Origin of the sequence: Rudanella lutea DSM 19387 (assembly GCF_000383955.1) — a bacterium.
GTDB lineage: Bacteria > Bacteroidota > Bacteroidia > Cytophagales > Spirosomataceae > Rudanella > Rudanella lutea.
This window is the reverse complement of sequence record NZ_KB913013.1, coordinates 1218170-1238780: the sequence shown is the minus strand read 5'-3', so window position 1 is coordinate 1238780 and position 20611 is coordinate 1218170. Positions and strand designations below refer to the sequence as shown.

Genomic DNA, 20611 nt, shown 5'->3' with positions numbered 1-20611 from the left:
TTTGGTAATCAGTAGACTGAATTCTGTGGTTTGTTTATCCTTTTCTCCCTAATCCGCTGATTTTCCGTCATCATTCGCGATGCGTTTTTTGGCGCGGGTAGTTTTGTTGGCGTTCATGCGTCCGAAACGCCAGTTGGCCGTTACGCGCACGTTGCGAAACGCGTTGTAGCTGCTCGCGTCGGTCAGGAAGGTGGTGGTTCTGAACTGGTTCGTGATCGTGTTGTACCGGCTCAGGAAGTTTTCGGCGTTGACCGTCAGCACTACCTTGTACTGTTTGAACTCTTTCCGGGCCGATACCCCGTAGTTATAAAATCCACCCGACTGCCCCTGTAATTGAATCCGGGCCGATTGGTACGAGGCCTGCGCCTGAAGACTGTAATTGGCCCGTAACGACAGGTTGCTGTTCATCGAAAGCCGGTAGCTCCAGTTGCGGTTCTGAATACGGAGGGCCGCGCTGTTCAACAGGTTGTAGTTGAGGTTGACGGTGCCGTTGAGTTGCCAGTTTTTGGCTGGGCGGCCGGCCGTAAACAGGTTGAGCCCGTACGTCGAGTTTTTAGCGATGTTCTGGTAGGTACTGAACGACACATTGGCCGTATCGACCGTTGTGACCCGTTCAATGGCGTTGTTGGTCATCCGGCCAAACAGGGTGGTATTGATCGAAAGCCCTTTTTTGGTGTAAATGCTGTACGTCAGTTCGGCTGAGTGTGCCCGCTCAGGGTCGAGGTAGGGGTTGCCAAACGACAGGTTTTTGGGGTCGTTGGAGTTGATGAATGGGTTCAGAAACACGATGTTGGGTCGCTGAATCCGCTGGTTGTAACTCAGCCGGAGTCGCCCATTGTTGGACATCCGCTTCGAAATAGCCACGTTGGGCAGCAATACCGGGTACTGATCGGCAAAGGTGGTTTGGCTCGACACAAAGTTGGCGTCGATCACCGTGTACTCATACCGCCCACCCAGCGTGTACGTCCATCGCTTGGAAGTTGTTATCCGAAATGAGGTGTAGGCCGACGTTACCCACTGCCGGTAGTCGAACTGATTGGCCCGGCGCGGATCATCCCGAAACCCGGTGCTGTCGGTGGCATTCTGGAGCTGGAAATCGCTCTGCACGTTGCGCCGGATACTTTTTACCCCCACTTCAAGCGTTTTACGGCCCTTTTTGAACGGGTGCGTGTAGTCGGTCTGAAGGGTAAATTCGCTTGTTTGGTTCAGGTTGGTGTTGCGTTCCCGGTAATTGATGAACTGATTTTCGGGTAACATGTACTGATCGAGAGCGTACCGGCTGTCGTTGTCGCTGTTGTTCAGTTGGGCCAGAAAGGTGAGGTCCTGCTCGGGCCGTTTGAACAGGCGGGTGTAGTTAAAATTGAAGTCGTAATTCAGGTTTTCGCCACTATTGTCGCTGTAGCGCCGAAACGGCTGCCGGGCCTGCAACCCCTCGTACCGGGTGTCGCGTACCGACGTGCCCACCCGCGACCCGGCCGACAGGCTTCCGTCGAATCCAAGCTGATTGGTAGAGTCAAGCTCGTAGTCGAGGTTAAACGACCCGAACACCGACCGGTTTTCGTTGCGGTAGGTGTTGTTCTGGCGTAGTTCGCTCACCGACTGGCTGGCCAGCAGGCTTTTACGGACCGAGGCCGAGCCCCCATCGTTCAGGTTCAGGTTGCCGCCCCCGTAGGCCGTAAGTCCTACTTTACCTTGCTTGAGGTTGATATTGCCCCCCACATTATGCGACCGATTGCCGGTGGTTCCGTTGAGGCCACCCACCAGACCCTGTAACCGGTTTTTGGTGATGATATTGATGATCCCGGCCGTACCTTCGGCATCGTACTTGGCCGAGGGGGCTGTAATCACCTCCACCGACTTGATAGCCTCGGCCGGAATCATTTGCAGGGCTTCGGCAATGCTTCGGGCCATAATGCTCGACGGCTTGTTGTTGATCAGCACCTTGATGCTCGAACTACCCTTGAGCTGAATACTACCGTCGGGGTCGACGCTCAGCATGGGTACTTTTTTCATCACGTCGATGGCCGTACCACCCGCGTTGGAGGGGTCGTTGCCTGCGTTGTACACCACCCGGTCCTCTTTGTCTTCGATCAGGTCGCGCTGAGCGGTCACGGTTACCTCGCCCAGGGTGCGGCTCGTGGTGCGCAGCAGGAGCGGAGGCAGGTCGAGCACGGTTGCCGTGGGGTTGACCGAGATTGGGTCGAGCGTACGGTCTTCGTAACCAATAAACGTGATGCGCACCCGGTAGCGGCCGGGCGTAATGTTGGCAAACGAAAAGCGGCCCGACGCGTCCGTTACATCACCGGCAATGGGTGGGCCATCGGTAGGGCCCAGCAGGGCCACCGTGGCAAATTCGACGGGTTTGCGGCTGACCGAGTCAATCACGCTGCCGTTTACCGTGAAGTTGCCTTGTCCAGAACCCGTGGTTGGGAGCGATTGGGCCCCGGCCACGAAGGCCATGAGTAAACAGGCGAGAAGTAAACACTGCTTCATTCGTTGTGGAGAGAATCCCTGAGCAAAGAGAAACAAATGCCCTCTCTTACTCATAAAAAAAGCAAGTAGAGGTAAGTGCAAGTGTACACGTTTAGAATGTGGGTTACTGCATCAGTATAAAATGATCTGTTTTGGATTTAAGTGTCAGTTGTGAAATGGCACGATTTCTTTAAAAACTGTAATTATTAAATAACTTAGAGTTTCAACTGGCTTATTTCTGACCTTCACGGGCAGGTGTAATATCCAGCTAAGCACTTTCTGTCACCGCCATAACTGCCTACTGCAAACCTTCTACGCTCAGCCTTCATGTCGACACGCAAGCCTGCCTCCATGTATAGCCAATGGGACAGTGGCCAGTTGCTGGCTGCCCTCACCAACCACGACAGGCTGGCGTTGGCCGAACTCTACGAGCGATACTGGTACGGCCTGTACCGGGTGGCATTTCAGAAAACCAACTCCCACGAGGTAGCCGAAGAACTGGTGCAGGATCTCTTCGTCGATCTGTGGCAGGGGCGGGCTACCCTTGCCGTACAGCAGGTGGAAGCTTACCTGTTTACGGCTCTGCGCTATGCCGTTATCGACCATATTCGGCGGCAGGTGCAGCGCGAGCGGTTTCAGTTTCACCAGCAACAGCAGATGGGGCAGGCCGATACCGCCACCGAGGAGCTTCTGAATTATCAGGATCTGATTGCGCTGATTGAAGAGGAGTTACAGAAGATGCCCGAGAAAACAGGGCAGATTTTCCGGCTTAGCCGCTATGAAGATCAGTCGATTCCGGTAATTGCCCAGTCGCTCGACCTGTCGGAGAAAGCCGTGGAGTACCATCTCAATAAAGCCCTCAAAGCCCTGCGTCAAAACCTGACCGTGCTGCATTACCCGCTGCCCCTGCTCGGCTGTCTGCTCGGAGAGCTACCGTAGGGTATTGACTGAATCGCTGTTTCTAACCCGTTTCGTATGCCTATATTCTGTATGCGAGAGGGCCTGCTGGGGCTCGCTCTGTTCCTATTTTCCTCCTTGCTGGCGGGAGCACAGCCCATACCGTCGGGGCGTTACGGCTGGAACGAAGCCCCCGTAACCCGCAAGCCCTACACAGAGCAGCGGACATTACTCGAAGGACGCACCACTGACTTCAGACACCTGAAAATTCATGCTACCACACTCGCCCCGAAGCAGGCTCCGCACCCGGCTCACCAACACAACGACGAAGAGCTGATTATTGTAAAACAGGGTGAGCTGACCGTCACGGTCATGGGGAGTACCACCACACTCGGCCCCGGCAGTATCGCCCTGATTATGCCCGGCGACGAGCACGGTTTTGCTAACCGGGGCGACGTGCCGGCCACGTATTACGTGATGCGGTACCAATCAGAAGCCCCGGCTGATGCCGAACGGGGCCGCCGGGCCGGTGGGTCGTTTAGTATCGACTGGAAAGAGGTGGCGTTTCAGCCGCACGACAAAGGGGGCATCCGCCGGATGTTCGACCGGGCCACGGCTATGAGCAAACGATTCGAAATGCACGTAACCACGCTGCGGCCGGGCCTTTGGAGCCACCCACCCCATACGCACCGGGCTGCCGAAATTATTCTGATGTTTGACAACTCAGCGCAGGAAAGCATCGACGGTACCTTGTACCCCGTTTCGGTGGGCGACCTGCTGTTTTTGGAGGCCAATGTGCCCCACGCCATTCAAAATACAGGGGGCAAGGCGTGTACGTACTTCGCCTTTCAGTTTGAGTAGCGGCTGGGGGAGGAGATAAAAATTGATACCATTTTTTAAAGAAGTTTTTCGCCACAAACGTTTGCAGTTGTAAACTTTCCGGGAATTCTTACAATCATTTAGGGTTTACACCCCCTTCAGACGACATATCGGGCAACTACCTATTTCCCTTCGCCCTCATGTCTGTAGACGATTTTATCCATTTGCTCCGCCGATATGGCCAGCAGGAGTGCTCTCCCGACGAGGTCGACCTGATCGATCGGTGGTACGACCGGCTCCGGGCAGAACTTGAGCCTCGCCTAACCCCCGATGAGCGATTTGCCCTTCAGCAATACCTCTGGCAGCGTATCGAACGGCGTATGCAAATCGCCGAACCTGTTGGCGAGTTGGAGCCGGCTCTGGCCTTCTCCGATGGTCCCGAACCGATCCTGCACCCATCCACTGTAAAGGCCTGGCGTCGGCCTCGATTGAGCCGCTGGGCCGTAGCCGCTGCGGTAGTGGTGGTCGGGATGGGGGCTGCCCTGTCGTATTACCTCAATAACCGTGACCTGACCGTGCGGGAAGCCTTACCCGCGCTGACCGAACTGGTTGTGCCCAAAGCCGACGGTACCGACGAATGGCGCAATACAACCCGGAAAAGCCAGCAAATCAAGCTCGACGACGGCAGCACCGTACAGCTCGAACCCGGTAGCCAACTGCATTTTGCGGCCCCCGAAACGGGTACCAAACGCGAGGTATGGCTCACCGGCCGGGCATTCTTCTGCGTGAAGCGCGACGAAAAGCGCCCGTTTCTGGTCTACACCGGTGCCGTTGTGACGCGGGTGTTGGGTACCAGTTTCTGGGTGAATGCCCCCGCCAATGCGTCGGCGGTCGATGTGTCGGTTCGCACGGGGCGGGTGTGGGTGTCGCGGTCGACGGGTGGGGCGGTGCCCGAAACCGGATCGATCACCGGTGGGCATGGGGTAGTACTGACGCCCAACCAGCAGGTTACGTTTTACACCGACAAAAGCCAGTGGGATACCGGTCTGGTGGCCCGGCCGCAACCCCTCAAGGTGGACGGGGCGGCCCCGGCCGAGGTTCGGTTTGGGTTTGAAGAAAGCCCGCTGCCCGATGTGCTCAAAGCTTTTGCGGACCAATATGGTATCGAGATCACGGCGGGCGATAATCTGCTCGAAAACTGCCGGTTTACCGGCGACATCAGCGGTCAGCCCTTCTTTACTCAGCTCGAACTCGTGTGCCGGGCCATCAATGCCAGCTACGAGGTGGTGGGTACCCGAATTCAGATCAGCGGCCCCGGCTGTAATCCGTACTGAGCGAAGGGTTTTCTTTAGTTTGATCAAACAAATAATTGATTTACAGTAGTTTGCTTCTAATTGATTCATTGTCGGCAGCACTCTTTCACTCTTTCACTCATTCGCTCTTTCACTCTTTCTCTCTTTCTCTCTTTCACTCATTTGCTCATGTCAATCAAACCGTTTTACCACATAATCCCTTCTGCCAATCTATGATGTTTTTCTACCCCACTCGACCGGGCCTGCTGGGCAGGATACTGACGTTGAGTTTGTCCCTGTGTCTACTGACGCTGCTCACGGCCGTTGCGTATGGCCGCGAACCCGGCGGTCAGGATTTGCTGCAACGGCCCGTGACTATAAACGTGCAGGCCGTACCGATGAAAACGGCGCTCAAAGAGCTCGAACGCCTGACCGAAGTCCGAATTGTGTACAGCCCCAATACGGTGCCGGCCAACCGGCGGGTGAGCCTGGCCCTCACCAATCAGCGGTTGGCCGTGGCCCTCGAAACCCTGCTCAAGCCCGTTGGCCTGAACTATCAGGTGCTGAGTGGGCAGGTGCTCATTACAACCCAGCCTCCGGCACCTCAGCCAACCCCCGACAATGGGCAGGCGCTGAACGAGTCGGTGGCCCCCGCCGAACGTATCGTGACGGGTACCGTCACCGACGAGAAAGGCGAACGGCTACCGGGCGTAACGGTAGTGGTGAAAGGTCTGCAACGCGGAGCTACCACCAACGTGGAGGGACAATACCGGGTGAGTGTGCCCGATAACGTGAATGAGCTGGTTTTTAGTTACGTTGGCTACCTGACGAAAGAAGTGACGATCGGCAACAAAACGGCCGTGAACGTGGTGTTGCAAACCGACGAAAAGTCGCTTGAAGAGGTGGTCGTGGTGGGGTACGGTACGCAGAAAAAAAGCGAACAAACGGCCGCCATCAGCAGCATTGGAGGAGATGAAATCGTAAAAGCACCCGTAACCGATGCATCAAACGCACTCGTAGGTCGGGTGCCGGGCCTGTTTGCCCAGCAGATCAGCGGTCGGCCGGGTATCAACGGGGCCAACATCACCATCCGGGGCCGGGCGTCGACCAACTCGGCGGCCCTGATTATTGTGGATGGGGTGGAACGCCAAAGCTTCGGCGACATTGACCCGAACGAGATCGAGTCCATTTCGGTGCTTAAAGATGCGTCGTCTACGGCTCTGTTCGGTATCAAAGGGGCCAACGGGGTTATTATCGTGACCACCAAAACGGGTAAAACCGGTAAGCCACGGGTGTCGTACTCGGGCAACGTGGGCCGCGTCAATTTCACCCAGGTGCCTGAGTTTCTGGATGCCTACGAGAGTGCCATGTTGCACAACGAAGGCGAAGAAAACCTGATTAAATATGGTCTGGTGCCGCCCAGTTTTCAGAAAGTGTTCACGGCCGAAGACCTCCGCATTTTCAAGGAAGGTACCGGCGACCGGCTGCTGTACCCCAACACCAACTGGTTCAAGGCCGTGACGCGGCCGTACTGGTTCCGTACCCAGCATAACCTGAACTTTACCGGGGGCTCCAAAGCCATCAAGTACTTCGTGTCGATGGGCTATCTGTTTGAAGATGGCGGGTTTAAGGATTTCGACACCCCGTCGGGCTACAAAACCAACCCCTCGTACACCCGCTACAACTTCCGCTCCAACCTCGACCTGAACCTGACCAAAACCACTACGTTGAGCCTGCGTTTGGGTGGTCGTCTGGAAGGGCGTTACTCGTTTGTGGCCAACTCCGGTCAGGGCGATTTGCGGCAGCGGTTCGAGAGTGGGCCGGAGTACCTGCTCACCCGGATGTACGCCATCCCGGCCTGGATGATCCCGTTCTACCCCGAATACACCAACCCGAAAACGCCCGAAGATCGGCGGCTCGACAATACCCTGAACCATATCGAAGACTTCGGGCGGGCGGGTGTCAATACCTTCAACCCCTATGCCGTGATGAAGCGGAACGGGTATGCCGACTACCGCAACAATGCCATCGAAAGTGTGTTTGTGCTCGATCAGAAGCTCGATTTCATCACCAAAGGACTTGGTTTCAAAGCCACGTTCGGGTACGATGCCTACATTGCCGGGGTGCGGGGCCAAACGGGTGCCTACGCGGCCTACAACGTCGACCGGGCTACCGGCACGCTGGTATTGGCTCGTAACTCGTTTGAGGATCCGCTCGGTGGGGTAACCTCTCAGAACTACGGTTACATCAAAACCAACCTGCAGCTGGCGCTCAACTACGCCCGGTCGTTTGGCAAGCACAACGTGTCGGGGGTAGCGGTGGCTCAGCGCGAGTTGCGCGGTGCCGAGGGCGCTCAGGCTCCGTTTGCCAACGAAGGACTCGTATTGCGGGCTACCTACAACTACGCCAGCAAGTATTTTGTCGAGCTGAACGGGTCGTACAACGGCTCTGAAAACTATCCCAAGGCGGAGCGGTACGGCTTGTTCCCGGCTATCTCGGCCGGCTGGACCGTGAGCGAAGAGTCGTTTATGAAAGGAGCCAAGTGGATCGACTACCTCAAACTGCGTGGTTCGTACGGCCTTATTGGGTACGGCAACGTGGGTGGAACCCGCTTTATCTATCTCGACGAGTACTCAAACGGCGGCAGCGACCCCGATGCCAGCGCCAACTCTATTCCGAACCGGCGCGTGCGTTTCGGTACGGCGAGTGCCAACGTACTCTACCCGGTGGTGTGGCATAGCCGTTCGGGCAACCCCGATGTGACCTGGGAGAAGTCGATTAAGCGCAACTTCGGGGTCGAAGCGGCCTTTTTGCGCAACCGACTCTCCATCACGGCCGATATTTTCGACGAAAAGCGGTACGACATTCTGCTTGCCCGCAACAACTCGGCCCTGGTGATCTACGGCGAATCGCTGCCGTCGAGCAACTACGGTGAGAACTACAACGCGGGTTACGAGTTCGAAACCAGCTTCAAAGACGCCAAAGGCAATTTCCGGTACGGTATCAACGTGCAGTACACGCACGCCAAAAACCGGATTGTGCGCACCGATGAGCCCATCAATCTGCCCGAAAATCAGAAAAACACGGGCCAGTCGATCGGGCAGTTCCGGGGCTATAAGGTGATCGGGTTTTACCAGAGCCTCGAAGACATTGCCAACAGCCCGCAGAGCCGGGTCAACGGGGCCGTGATTCCGGGCGACTTTAAGTTTGCCGACCTGAACGAAGACGGTATCATCGACGATCAGGACCGGGCCCCCATTGGCTACGCCGATGTACCCCAGAATGTGTTCGGTATCGAGCCCAACTTTGGCTACAAAGGGTTCACGCTTTCGGCCCTGTTTCAGGGGGTGACCAAGGTTAACTCCAACGTGTTTTTTGCGGGGGGTAACTACTACTCGGCCATGTTGAACCGCTGGACGCCCGAAAACGCCCAGAACGCTACCTGGCCCGCTATTCGGCCTCGCTCAACGGCAGCTCCCAGCTATTCGTTCAACGATTATCTGATGCAGGACGCCAGCTACCTCAAACTCCGCAACGTGGAGATAAGCTATGCCGTACCGGCCGCCTTTGCCAAGCGCCTGAACATGGAAACCCTGCGGATTTACGTGACGGGCCAGAACCTGTTTACCTGGACCAAGTTTGTGGGCCTCGACCCCGAAAACAACCAGAACAGCACGGTAGCCGGCTCGTTCTTCGCGGGTCCGAACAACGCCATCCCCGTAAGCCGGACGTTTAACCTCGGTGTAAACATCCAATTCTGACGACTCATGAAATACCTTCATTATACTGTACTGATTTGCCTGGGGCTGAGTTTGGGGGCCTGCAAAGAAGACTTTTTGCAGCGTGACCCCGGTGTGGCCATCACGCAGGACGACGTGTTTGCTGACCCGGTGCTTGCTACCCGCTTTGCCGACAATACCTACAATTACCTGATCGATGACTACGGCCGCCTGAGTGTGTTGCAGAACTACAAAGGCACCACCGGTCAGTTTACGGATGAAGCCATTTTTGCCGAACCCAACACCGGACATGGCGTATTGACCATGAACCAGGGCAAGTTTCTGGATGGCTCCTCTACCGACGTGGTGTCGGTGTACACGCGTATGTATCAGGGCATTCGCAACGCCAACGTGATGCTGGCCAACGTAGACAAGGTGAAGTGGACTGAAGCCCAGAACGGCCCGCTCATTAAGGCGCAGCAATTGTTTCTGCGGGCGTTTTTCTACTTCGAGCTCATCAAGCGGTTCGGGGGGGTGATTCTGCTCGATAAGCCGCTCGCCCAGACCGATAACTTCGATTTGCCCCGCAACACCTACGACGAAACGCTGGCGTTTATCCTGAAAGACCTCGATGCCGCCGAAGCCATTCTGTCGACTGAGAGTTGGGGGACGTTTTACACCCCGGCTACCGACTGGGGCACGGGCAACGGGGGCCGGGCTACCGTGGGAGCCGTGAAGGCACTGCGGGCGCGGTTGTTGCTGATGGATGCCAGCCCGCTCAACAACCCGACCAACAATACCGCCAAGTGGCAGAAAGCCGCCGATGCCGCCAAGTCGATTATGGACATGGGCCGGTATTCGTTGCACGCCCAATACGGCACCATTCTGAACCAGGCAGCGTCGCCTGAGTACATCATGATCAAGGTGCGGGGGCCGCGTTCGGGCAATGGTAGCTTCCTCGGCGACTTTATCATTCCGCCATCGTTTGGGGGTGCGCAGGGGCAGCTTAACCCGACCCAGAACCACGTAGACCTGTACGAAATGGCCAACGGTAAGCCGATCACCGACCCTACGTCGGGCTACAAGCCGCAGGACCCCTACACCGGCCGTGACCCGCGTTTCTATGCCAACATCATCTACAACGATCAGACCTGGCAGAACCGGAAAGTGGCTATGTGGGCCAATAACGCGACCAATCCGGTTACGTTTGGGGTCGATTATCAGCCTGCTTCCAATAGCTATACCCGTACCCGCTACTACGTCAAGAAGCTGTGGCCGGAGTCGGTGCGGGGTGGTACCGGGGGCGCATCGGCGATTCTGAACTTCGTGTTTTTCCGGTACGGCGAAGTGCTGCTGAACTATGCCGAGTCTCTCAATGAAGCCCAGGGGCCGGTGGCCGATGTATACGCGGCCGTGAACCAGATTCGGAAGCGAGCCGGTATGCCCGACCTCCCGACGGGCCTCACCAAGGATCAAATGCGGGCCCGGATTCATAACGAGCGGGCTGTGGAACTGGCCTTCGAAGAGTTTCGGTGGTGGGACATTCTGCGCTGGAAAAAAGGCGTCGAGATCATCCCCAAAACCATCACCGGTATGGACGTAGAGCGCCTGACGGCCACGACCTTCAAATACACCGTGATTCCGATGCCGGGAACCTACCAGCGGGTGTTTGAAGACCACATGCACCGGTACCCGATTCCCCGCAACGAGATTTTCAAGAGCAACGGCATTCTGAAACAAAATCCGGGCTGGTAAAGACCTATTCACGCAATCGTTTCCGATGAAAACATTTATAAATCCGCTTCTGGGTCTGTTGTTGCTTAGCAGCACCGGCGTATTGGCCCAAACCAAAGCAACCCTGTCGGGCAGCTTTTCGGGCGTGGTCACCAGCTCCGATGGCAAGCCGCTGTCGGGGGCCGTGGTGGCCGTGCAGGAAGTGCGCACCCAAACGGTTACCGATGCCGAAGGGCGCTTCGCAATCAACGCGTCTCTGGGTGATGTGCTCGTTATTCAGAAAAAAGGGTATCTGGCACAGACCAAAGCCGTGGGCGACGGCACCGCTTTTCGGGTTGAACTGCCCACCGCACTCACCGAAGCTGGCGACGACGATATTGTTCCGATTCCGTTCGGCACCCGCAAAAAGCGCGAGGTCAACATGGCCATTGGCACGTTTAGCACCCGCAACCTGCCGCAGATTCCGGTAGCTACCGCCAATGCCACATTGGCCGGTCGGTTGGCGGGCCTGTACGTGCAGCAGTCCGGCTCGGCACCCGGCGCCGACGGGGCCAACTTCTTCGGGCGGGGAGCCTCTACCTTTGGCCCCAACTCGCTGAGGGCGCTGGTGGATGGGGTACTCCGGCCGTTCAACGACATCGACATCAACGAGGTCGAGAGCATTACGGTGCTCAAAGATGCGGCTTCGCTGGCGTGGTATGGTCTGCGGTACGGCAACGGCGTGGTGCTCGTAACCACCCGCAAGGGCAGCGCCACCCGCTCCAACCTTCAGTTTGATGTGCAGGGCGGGATTCAGGTTCCCGAAAAAATGATTCGGCCGCTCAACTCCTACGATTTCGGGCGGCTCTACAACGAAGCCCTCGTGAACGACGGGAGCCAGCCGATTTACGACGAAGCCACGCTGAACGCGTACAAGACCGGCTCTGACCTGTTTCGGTTTCCCGACAACAACTATGCTGAGTCGTTTCTGAACAAGCAGTCGGCCACGCAGCGGTACGTGCTCTCGGCCGATGGGGGTAGCAACGGGGTGCGGTATTTTGCCCTGCTGAGCTATTTCAACCAGGACGGGCTGTTCAAAAACGCCAAAACCGACGATTTCAACGCCAACATGGGGTTCAACCGGTTCAACTTCCGGGGTAATGTTGATTTCGACGTGAACAAGAACCTCACCGTGGGGCTCAACGTGGCGGGGCGGTCCGAAAACCAGCGGCAGCCCGGTAGCCAGGAAGCCGGTACGTTGCTGAACTTGCTCTACAACACGCCACCCAACGCGTTTCCGATTCAGAACCGTGATGGGTCGTACGGGGGCAGTGCCCAGTTTCAGAACAACCCGCTCGGGATTCTGCGCGACCGGGGCTTTACCAGTTTTGTGACGCGGGTACTGATGGCGACCATCGACGTGCGCGAGAAACTCGATTTCTGGGTGCCGGGCCTGTCGGCGAATATCAATTTCAACTACGACATCCAGGGCACGTACTCGTCGGGTCTGAACCGCGACTATCAGGTGATCGACGCAACGGGCGCTAACCCGGTTATTTTCCGCAACCAGACCCCTCTCAGCTACCGTTCGGCCGCGTTTGGGGGCACCGCTCAGCGCAACGAAGCCTGGGCCGGTTTCGACTACGACCGTCGGTTCGGGCAGCACTCGGTAAAAGCCTCGCTAAAGGCACAGCGCAACGTGAGCTACACGCCTTCGCAGCTCGATTTCCGGGGGCAGGGCCTGTCGTCGCGGCTCGATTACTCGTTTAAAGACCGCTACTATTTCGGGTTTGTGGGTGGCTACTCCGGCTCCGAAAACTTCCCGCCCGACAAGCGGTACGGGTTCTTCCCGGCTGTTTCGGCGGGCTGGGTCGTGTCCGACGAGTCGTTCCTGAAACCCAACAAGCTGCTGAGTTACCTCAAACTGCGCGCATCGTACGGGCAGGCAGGGAGCAGCGATATTGGCGGCAGCCGGTTCCCGTTCGAGCAGTTCTTTGCCCGTAACACAGGCGGGGGCGGCTACACCTTCGGAACGGGTTTCTCGGCGACCACATCGGCCAACGAGGTGTCGATTGCCAACCCCAACATTACCTGGGAAACCCTCACGACGCTCAATGCTGGCGTGGATTTTCACTTGTTCAACCACGCGCTTACGGGTTCGGTCGATTATTTTGTCAACAACCGCCGGGGTATCCTGACCCCCTCGGCTATTCCGAGCGTGCTGGGTAAAACGCTGGTTGTGAATGAAGGCGAAGTGGAAAGCAAAGGCGTTGACCTGACTCTGAACTACGATAAGCAGCTGGGTCGGCTGTCGCTGTCGCTGTACGGCAACGCCACCATCACCGACGACCGCGTACTGGCCGAAAACGGGCAGGCGGGTTTGCCCGGCTACCAGAGTACGGTGGGCCGGATTGTGGGCAGCCGGTTTGTGTTCGTGTCCGACGGAATCTTCCAGAGCCAGGCCGAAATCGACGCCAGCCCCCGGCAGGTACTGTCGGGTCGGGTGGTGCCAGGCGACATCAAGTATAAGGACATTGGTGGTGTAAACGGCACACCCGACGGCATCGTGGACAACCTCGACCGGGTTCGGATCGACGAGCGTGACCGGCCGAAGTCGTACTTTGGTTTCGGGACGGTGGCCCGCTACGGCATTTTCGATATGCTGGTGCATTTTCAGGGGGTAGCCGGTCGCACCATTGATATTCAGGGTATTGTCAATTCCGGGCCGTTTAACTTCAATCAGGAGAGCCTCAACCGCTGGACGCCCGAAACGGCCGGTACGGCTCTGTACCCACGTTTGGGGATTTCGGACCGGGCCAACAACACCTCGGCCTCGGATTTCTGGCTGGTACCGGGCGATTATGTGCGGCTCAAGAATGTAGAGCTGGGGGCCACGCTGCCCAAGGGCCTGCTGTCGCGCTATCGCATGAAAAATGCGCGGGTGTACATCGGGGGCTTCAACCTGCTTTCGTTCGATAAGCTCAACCTCGACATCGACCCCGAGTTACCGGGTGCAGGGCGGGGGAGTGCCTACCCGTACGTAAAAACGTTTTATGCCGGTATCCGAACGTCGTTTTAAGCCTTTGACCATGAAAAAAATAGTATCGATTCTCTTTTCGGTGGGCATGCTCAGTACGCTGGTAGCCTGCAAAGACGACTTTCTGAGTTTTGATTTTACGGACGGAAACATCCGGGACGAAACCGAGATCTGGAGTTCGGATCGGAACGCGCGGGGCTTTCTGAGCAACGTGTATTTCGGGACGTTTAACCGGTATAACCTCGACGGCAACGGCTCCATGTTTTCGCAGGCCACCGACGAAGCCGTGAACTCAAACCTGAGCTCCAACATCAATATTTTCAATAATGATACCTGGGGCTCGCTGCGGACCAACGACGATCAGTACGCCAACATGTACGATTATCTGCGCCGGGCCAACATCTTTCTGGAGAAGGCGGGTGAGAGTGCCATCAACCCGGCGTCGGATATTCCACGGCTACGGGGCGAGGCTTTCTTTCTGCGGGCCATGTTTCATTTTGAGCTGATGCGCCGGTATGGGCCTATTGTGCTGGCAACCCGGTCGTACACGCTGGCCGATAATCTGGACCTGCCCCGCAACACAGTCGAAGAGGTAGTGGCGCACATTGTACGCGACTGCGACTCGGCTGCGGTGATGGTGACGCCCGGCGGTCTGGTCGATCAGGCGGCTGGCGATAAAGGGCGGGTGAGCCAAACGGCGGCTTTGGCCCTGAAGGCCCGCACGCTGTTGTACGCGGCCAGTCCGCTCAACAACCCTACCGGCGATGTGGCCCGGTGGCAACAGGCGGCCGATGCGGCCCGGGCGGTGATGGTGCTCAACAAGCACGCACTGCTGACCCAGGCCCAGCTGCCAAACCTCTGGAACTACGGTACGCTGGCCTACAACAACGAGGTGATTTTTGCGAGCCAGACCGACAACAACAACACGCTGGAGCTGAACAATGCCCCCGTGGGGTACGATGGGGCTCGGGGCCGCACCAACCCGACGCAGGAACTTGTGGATGCGTTTGATGTGCGGTCGACGGGTAAGCCCATCACCGACCCCACGTCGGGCTACAACCCGGCCAACCCATACAACGACCGCGACCCCCGGCTGGGGCTGTTCATTATCGTGAACAACGCGTCGTTTAAAGGGCGTCCGGTCGAGATTTTTGAAGGTGGCCGCGACAACGTACCGACCAACGTGAACAACACCAAAACGGGCTACTACATGCGTAAATTCATGAGCGAGTCGGCGTTTTGGGGTGTGGGTACGGCCATCAACGTCCGGCGGCCGTGGGTCATTTTCCGGTATGCCGAAGTGCTGCTCAACTACGCCGAGGCTCTCAACGAAGCCCAAGGGCCAGTGGCCGATGTGTACACGGCCGTGAACCAGATTCGGGCGCGGGTAGGTATGCCCGCTTTGCCCACGGGCCTCACCAAAGACCAGATGCGCGAGCGGATTCAGAAGGAGCGGCAGGTGGAGCTTTGTTTCGAAGACCACCGGTTCTACGATGTTCGGCGGTGGCGCAAAGGCGAGCAGTTATTTAACCGGCCCGTAACGGGTATGCGGATTGTGCGTAACGGCACCACGCTGACGTACACCCGTTTTCAGGTGGAGAATCGGATTTTCTCCGAGAAAATGTACCGTTTCCCTATTCCACAGGCCGAGCTTAACCGCGCTCCCCGGAACCTGAAGCAGAATCCGGGTTGGTAATCTAACCAGTTGATGCACAAATGATAAACCGGCCTGACTTACCGAACAACTATGTTCGGTAAGTCAGGCCGGTTTATGTTCAGACCCTACGTTTTGTGCTTACCGCTCGCCGGGATGATAGGTTTTCTCGACGTGTTTCTGCACGTCTTCGGGGTAGAAAAAGACGTCTTTAAACTTGCCTTCGCAGTACAACGCTGCCTGGTCGGTAAAGTGTTTATCGCCGGGGCGGCTGCTTTGCCCGCCCGTCACCACCGACCGGGCTTTGACCCGCTCGCCAAACTCAACCACGGCCACAAAGCTATTGCCTACGTTGCCGTAGCGTTTTTGGGTGCCGGGATAGCTGCGAGCCCCGTAGGCCGCCAGCGACCCCCAGGCCGACGAGGTGAACCCAACGGGTAAGCTCGGCTTCTGGTCGTCGTAGGTTTCGGTGATTTTGCCGGTCAACCGTTGGTAGCGGTTTACCTCGCCCCAGGGCATACGCCAGGTACCGAACTGACGGCTCAGGTCGCTCATGACCTCGGCAAGGGTTGTTACTTTTTCCGCTTCCGAGGTGTTTTTCAGGATAAAATCGCTCAGGCCGAGGTTGTCGAAGCGGGTATCGGCTGCTGCACGGGTACGGGCCAGACGTCCAATTTTTTCGCCCCAGTAAATGGCAAGGGTCTGCGCAACAGACTGAATACCATACCCGCGGTCCCAGTTTCGGAGAATCTCGATGGCCTCGGTCAGGTCTTTTGTGTTGTATTTCGGGTCGCCCGAAACCGACCCATAAGCTGCCAACAGGGGCGGCAGCAAATCGTCGAACGCGGCCAGATGGGGGTCGTTGGCAGCCGCAATCAGGGTGTCGAGCGTAAATACCGATTTCCGGCTCAGCACGCGCACGGCATTGATGCCCCGGTAGTTTTCGGCATCGGGGGCCATGTAAGCGGGGAAATTAGCTTTGTTTGGGCTACTCGGCCCTGATACTGTAAACGGCGTTGCGTTGCAGTTCTGAATCCAGCCCGAAGCCGGGTTGCGTACCTGAACCAGCTCTGTAATGGGGTGTAGCCCTTTCCAATCGGTGGCCGGGTTGCTGCCGTCAACGGGTTTACTCCAGTCGAATTGGGTATCCCGGCGGGGCATAAAGTTGCCATGCCAGTACGCAATAGTGCCGTTGCGGTCGGCAAAAACGGTATTGTTCGAGGCATTGCCGTTCAGTTTCATCACCTCCTGATAACTCGCGTAGTCCTTTGCTTTGGTGCGCAGGTACGATTGCGAAAGTGCGTTGAGCGGGGTGTTCATCATGGCCACGGCAATCCATTTGTCGCCCTGTTGGCCAGCTGTAGGGCCGTGGTGCGTGAAATACATCGTAAACTCTTTGTACTGCACGCCATTGCCCGATTTGTAGGGCAGCCGCACGGTTTGTGTCCGAACCGGTTTGGGCTTGCCGCCGTGCTGGTAGTACAGTTTCCCGTTTTTCTTCTGGATGGTTTCGAGGTATTCGTCCATCGAATCGGCATAGCTTGACGTGTGCATCCAGCCGCAGTTTTCGTTAAAACCCTGATAGATAAAAAACTGCCCCCAGGTTACGGCCCCGTACGCATTGAGTCCGGTCTCACTCACCATATGCACCTCCGACCGGAAATAAAACGAGGTGTGCGGGTTGATCAGCAGCAGAGCGTTTTTGGTGGCACTTTTCGACGGGGCTACGGCAAACCCATTCGAGCCGATGGACTCGCGCTCGTAGTAATCCTCGCGGGGTACCCAGGAGGTTTTGGGGTTGCCCTCGTAAAATGCCTTGATCCGGTCAATGGGCACCACGCTGATGTTGCCGCCGATGCTGCCCTCGCTGAACATCAGGGGCATCCAGGGCTGAAACCGACTAATTAGTCGGGGCTTTACCTCGGGGTGGGTGTAAAGGTAGTAGTTGGTGCCGTCGGCAAAGGCTTCGAGCAGTTGTTTCATCCAGGCGGGGCTTTTTTTATACACCGCAATGGCCTGTGTCGTGTCCATAAACAACCGGGCCCGAAGGTCGTGGTACAGCGCCGATTCGCCTTCTACTTCGGCCAAACGGCCAATGGAGGTGATGTAGTTGTCTTCGACCCGCGCAAAATCATCTTCGCACTGCGTGTACATGAGGCCAAACACCACATCGGCATCGGTTTTGCCGTAAATGTGGGGTACCCCCCAGGTGTCGCGGGCGATGGTAACCCCTTTGGCCCGTTGCTGCCACCGGCCTATGTCGGACTGAGTAAAGGGCTGTGCATAAAGGGAGTAACTGCTTAGGAAGAGAACCAGGTACGGGAGCAGCGCCCGGAGTCGGTAGGCGAAGTACGACATGCGCATGGGTTTGATGACGAACAGGCTAAATAAACAACAGCTCCCGGAGGAGCTGCTGTAAGGTAAAAATAAAGGTTCGGGCGCAAAAAAAGCGAGAGCGATGCCGTCTTTAGCGATGACATCTCGTTTGGAGCGATGGTATCGCTTCTGTTGAGATGGATTCCGCCCGGGGAGTTCCAAAGATGACATCTCTCCAAACGAGATGTCATCTTTTCCGTTGGTGCATCTTACCAAACTACACCGTGGTGGGTACCAGGTACGGAGCCCGGTACTTGCGGGTGAGCATCGCGTTGGCTTCTTTATCGTTCACAAACACCTCTTTCTGCGGATCGAAATGCAGGGTACGCCCGAGCCGGTACGAAATGTTGCCGAGGTGCGCCAGCGACGAGGCCAGATGACCCGTTTCGATGGGGCCGTTGAGCAGTTTCTTGTCGTGCGCCCGAACGGCATCCACAAAGTTCTTGTAGTGGTCGCCACCGGCATTGCGGGCAGGGCCGGGCTCGCGGTTACGGCCCAGAAACGTTTTGTAATCCGAATAGCCGTTGATAACCATGTAGCCTTTGTCGCCGTAGAAGATATTGCCGACTTCCACGCCGTCTTCCTTGTTGGTCATCCAGGGGCGTACCTCAAACTGAATCACTTTGCCTTGCTTGGGGTAGTGGTACGTAGACGTGAGCACTTCGGGGGTTTCTTTGCAATCGTTCCAGAGAAACTTTCCCCCCGCCGACGTAATGACCTCGGGGAGCCCCACGTCGAGGCCCCACATGCAGAGGTCTGTTTCGTGAATGCCCTGATTACCAATGTCGCCGTTGCCGTAGTCCCAAAACCAGTGCCAGTTGTAATGCACGTAATTTTTGCTGAAGGGCCGGGTTTGGGCCGGGCCCTGCCACAAGTCCCAGTTGAGGCCGTCGGGCACGGGCGAGTTGCCCAGATTGCCAATATCAGGCCGCCATTTGTACACCGTGCCGCGGGCCATGTACACTTTACCAATGAGGCCATCGCGTAGGTGTTTGATCGCTTCCTGAATGGCCACCGAGCTGCGCAACTGCACCCCATGCTGCACGATCCGGTTGTATTTGGTAGCCGCTTCGACCAGCTTACGACCCTCAAACAGGTTGTGGCAGGCGGGTTTCTCTACGTACACGTCTTTGCCGGCCTGACACGCCCAGATGGTAGCCAGTGCGTGCCAGTGGTTGGGTGTGGCAATGCTCACCGCGTCGATGTCTTTGTCTTCGTACACCCGCCGGAGATCCTGCTCGGTTTTTACCTTGCGGTTGTACTTGGTCTCGAACTCGGTTGCTGACTTTTGCAGCACCACGTTGTCGACATCGCAGAGCGTGGCAACTTCTACATTTTCCAGTTTGGAGAAACCGGAGATGTGGTCTTTGCCACGTCCGTTGATACCAATCACGGCCACCCGTAAGCGGTCGTTGGCCCCGAAGGCGCTACTCGGAATAAGCGTAGGCAGCCCCAGCGCGGCCGTTCCGAGGGCGGTTGTCTGGATAAACTTCCGCCGGGAAACAGAGGAGTCTTTCATGAAGAAATTAGGTAAGGATTATAGGAAATTAAAGATAAGGTAAAGAGTTGGTTATGTGTAGTTGACCACCCCCCGGCCCCCTCCTTGAACTAAGGAGGGGGCCGGGCTTACCAGACGACTCAAGTGTAATTCTAAATTTTTTTGTTAATCAAGTTCGACGTTTCCCTAGCCCCCTCCTGAACTCTGGAGGGGGCTAGGGAAAGCTGACCGCTACTGCTGGTCGATGCCGACTCCACTAACCTAAAATAAGCACTCAGAACAAACCAAAAACTATTAACCAAAAACTATAAACCCACCTACAGCCGGGCGAGCGTCAGTCCTCCATCGACCATAAACACCTGTCCGGTTGAGTAGGGGAATCCTCCCTCGGCAATGGCGGCCACGGCCCGGCCTACGTCGTCGGGTAAGCCCCAGCGGGGTTGTATGGTCAGTCCATCGGCAATCAGTTTGTCGTACTTATCGGTAACGCCCGCCGTCATATCGGTTTTGATAATGCCCGGCCGCACTTCGTACACCGGAATCCCGAACGCACCCAGCCGGGCCGCAAACAACTGTGTCGCCATGCTCAGGCCGGCTTTCGACAGGCAATAGTCGCCCCGGTTTACAGAGGCCACCGTGGCCGAAATAGACGAAACCGTGATGATACTGCCTTCGAAACGGGCGTTCGCTTCTTGCTGGGCAATCATCCAGTTGGCAACGGCCTGCGTCAGAAAATAAGGCCCTTTCAGGTTGACGTTCAGTACCTCGTCAAAGCTTTCTTCGCCTGCTTCGAGAATATCAGCCCGGACTCGCGGGGCAATGCCCGCATTGTTTACCAACAGGTTCAATCGCCCAAAATGGCCCTGAATCTGATCGAGCATCTGGCGTCGGGCGTCGGCATCGGCTACGCTGCCCCGGCAGTAAATCACCTCGGCTCCCAACGCCCGTAACTGGCTCAGAACCTCCGTCACGGCCGACTCCTCGCGCACGCCGTTGATAGCCAGATCAAACCCTTTTCGGGCCAGATGCTCGGCAATGCCCAAGCCAATGCCCCGGCTGCTTCCGGTAATAAACGCAACTTTTTTAGGTGTCATGAGGCTCGGTGCTTTGGGTAAAAGAGTGAAAGAGCGAAAG

Annotated in this window: 11 protein-coding genes; 7 read left to right on the top strand and 4 right to left on the bottom strand. The window is 56.9% G+C overall.

The window, feature by feature from the left end; translation table 11 throughout:
- Positions 1-48: 48 nt before the first annotated feature.
- On the bottom strand, positions 49-2493 hold the full coding sequence (locus tag RUDLU_RS0105330; protein WP_027302785.1) for an outer membrane beta-barrel family protein: 2445 nt from the start codon (positions 2491-2493) through the stop codon (positions 49-51).
- Positions 2494-2799: 306 nt separating this feature from the next.
- Between RUDLU_RS0105330 and RUDLU_RS0105325 the strand changes: the two genes are divergently transcribed.
- The 7 genes from RUDLU_RS0105325 to RUDLU_RS0105295 all read left to right on the top strand — a co-directional run bounded on the left by RUDLU_RS0105325 (position 2800) and on the right by RUDLU_RS0105295 (position 15645).
- Entirely contained in the window at positions 2800-3411 is a 612-nt protein-coding gene (locus RUDLU_RS0105325) for an RNA polymerase sigma-70 factor (RefSeq protein ID WP_019987319.1), read from the top strand.
- Positions 3412-3447: 36 nt separating this feature from the next.
- The gene (locus RUDLU_RS0105320; protein ID WP_342663122.1) at positions 3448-4230 is read left to right on the top strand and encodes a cupin domain-containing protein; all 783 of its coding nucleotides are present in this window, start codon (positions 3448-3450) and stop codon (positions 4228-4230) included.
- A gap of 158 nt (positions 4231-4388) precedes the next feature.
- Positions 4389-5522 (top strand): FecR family protein, encoded by a 1134-nt coding sequence (locus RUDLU_RS28640; RefSeq protein WP_019987317.1) that lies wholly within the window; start codon positions 4389-4391, stop codon positions 5520-5522.
- 191 nt (positions 5523-5713) lie between these two features.
- Complete coding sequence (locus tag RUDLU_RS0105310) at positions 5714-9241, top strand: TonB-dependent receptor (RefSeq protein ID WP_019987316.1); 3528 nt, start codon at positions 5714-5716, stop codon at positions 9239-9241.
- 6 nt (positions 9242-9247) lie between these two features.
- Complete coding sequence (locus tag RUDLU_RS0105305; RefSeq protein ID WP_019987315.1) at positions 9248-10954, top strand: RagB/SusD family nutrient uptake outer membrane protein; 1707 nt, start codon at positions 9248-9250, stop codon at positions 10952-10954.
- A gap of 25 nt (positions 10955-10979) precedes the next feature.
- Positions 10980-13991, top strand: coding sequence for a SusC/RagA family TonB-linked outer membrane protein (locus RUDLU_RS0105300; protein ID WP_019987314.1), 3012 nt, complete (start codon positions 10980-10982; stop codon positions 13989-13991).
- Between the two features lie 10 nt (positions 13992-14001).
- The gene (locus RUDLU_RS0105295; protein ID WP_027302783.1) at positions 14002-15645 is read left to right on the top strand and encodes a RagB/SusD family nutrient uptake outer membrane protein; all 1644 of its coding nucleotides are present in this window, start codon (positions 14002-14004) and stop codon (positions 15643-15645) included.
- A 99-nt stretch (positions 15646-15744) separates the two neighbouring features.
- On the opposite strand, the gene RUDLU_RS0105290 is transcribed toward RUDLU_RS0105295, so the two are convergent.
- From RUDLU_RS0105290 to RUDLU_RS0105280, 3 genes are all read right to left on the bottom strand, one after another.
- Complete coding sequence (locus RUDLU_RS0105290; RefSeq protein ID WP_019987312.1) at positions 15745-17961, bottom strand: penicillin acylase family protein; 2217 nt, start codon at positions 17959-17961, stop codon at positions 15745-15747.
- Between the two features lie 235 nt (positions 17962-18196).
- Positions 18197-19498: a Gfo/Idh/MocA family oxidoreductase gene (locus tag RUDLU_RS0105285; RefSeq protein ID WP_019987311.1), complete on the bottom strand. Its 1302-nt coding sequence runs from the start codon at positions 19496-19498 to the stop codon at positions 18197-18199.
- A 296-nt stretch (positions 19499-19794) separates the two neighbouring features.
- Positions 19795-20571, bottom strand: a complete 777-nt coding sequence (locus RUDLU_RS0105280; protein WP_019987310.1) for a 3-ketoacyl-ACP reductase — start codon at positions 20569-20571, stop codon at positions 19795-19797.
- Positions 20572-20611: the final 40 nt, after the last annotated feature.

Coding starts and splice junctions, on each gene's coding strand:
- RUDLU_RS0105330 (WP_027302785.1), bottom strand. CDS start 2,493: ATGAAGCAGTGTTTACTTCTCGCCTGTTTACTCATGGCCTTCGTGGCC.
- RUDLU_RS0105325 (WP_019987319.1), top strand. CDS start 2,800: ATGTCGACACGCAAGCCTGCCTCCATGTATAGCCAATGGGACAGTGGC.
- RUDLU_RS0105320 (WP_342663122.1), top strand. CDS start 3,448: ATGCCTATATTCTGTATGCGAGAGGGCCTGCTGGGGCTCGCTCTGTTC.
- RUDLU_RS28640 (WP_019987317.1), top strand. CDS start 4,389: ATGTCTGTAGACGATTTTATCCATTTGCTCCGCCGATATGGCCAGCAG.
- RUDLU_RS0105310 (WP_019987316.1), top strand. CDS start 5,714: ATGATGTTTTTCTACCCCACTCGACCGGGCCTGCTGGGCAGGATACTG.
- RUDLU_RS0105305 (WP_019987315.1), top strand. CDS start 9,248: ATGAAATACCTTCATTATACTGTACTGATTTGCCTGGGGCTGAGTTTG.
- RUDLU_RS0105300 (WP_019987314.1), top strand. CDS start 10,980: ATGAAAACATTTATAAATCCGCTTCTGGGTCTGTTGTTGCTTAGCAGC.
- RUDLU_RS0105295 (WP_027302783.1), top strand. CDS start 14,002: ATGAAAAAAATAGTATCGATTCTCTTTTCGGTGGGCATGCTCAGTACG.
- RUDLU_RS0105290 (WP_019987312.1), bottom strand. CDS start 17,961: ATGTCGTACTTCGCCTACCGACTCCGGGCGCTGCTCCCGTACCTGGTT.
- RUDLU_RS0105285 (WP_019987311.1), bottom strand. CDS start 19,498: ATGAAAGACTCCTCTGTTTCCCGGCGGAAGTTTATCCAGACAACCGCC.
- RUDLU_RS0105280 (WP_019987310.1), bottom strand. CDS start 20,571: ATGACACCTAAAAAAGTTGCGTTTATTACCGGAAGCAGCCGGGGCATT.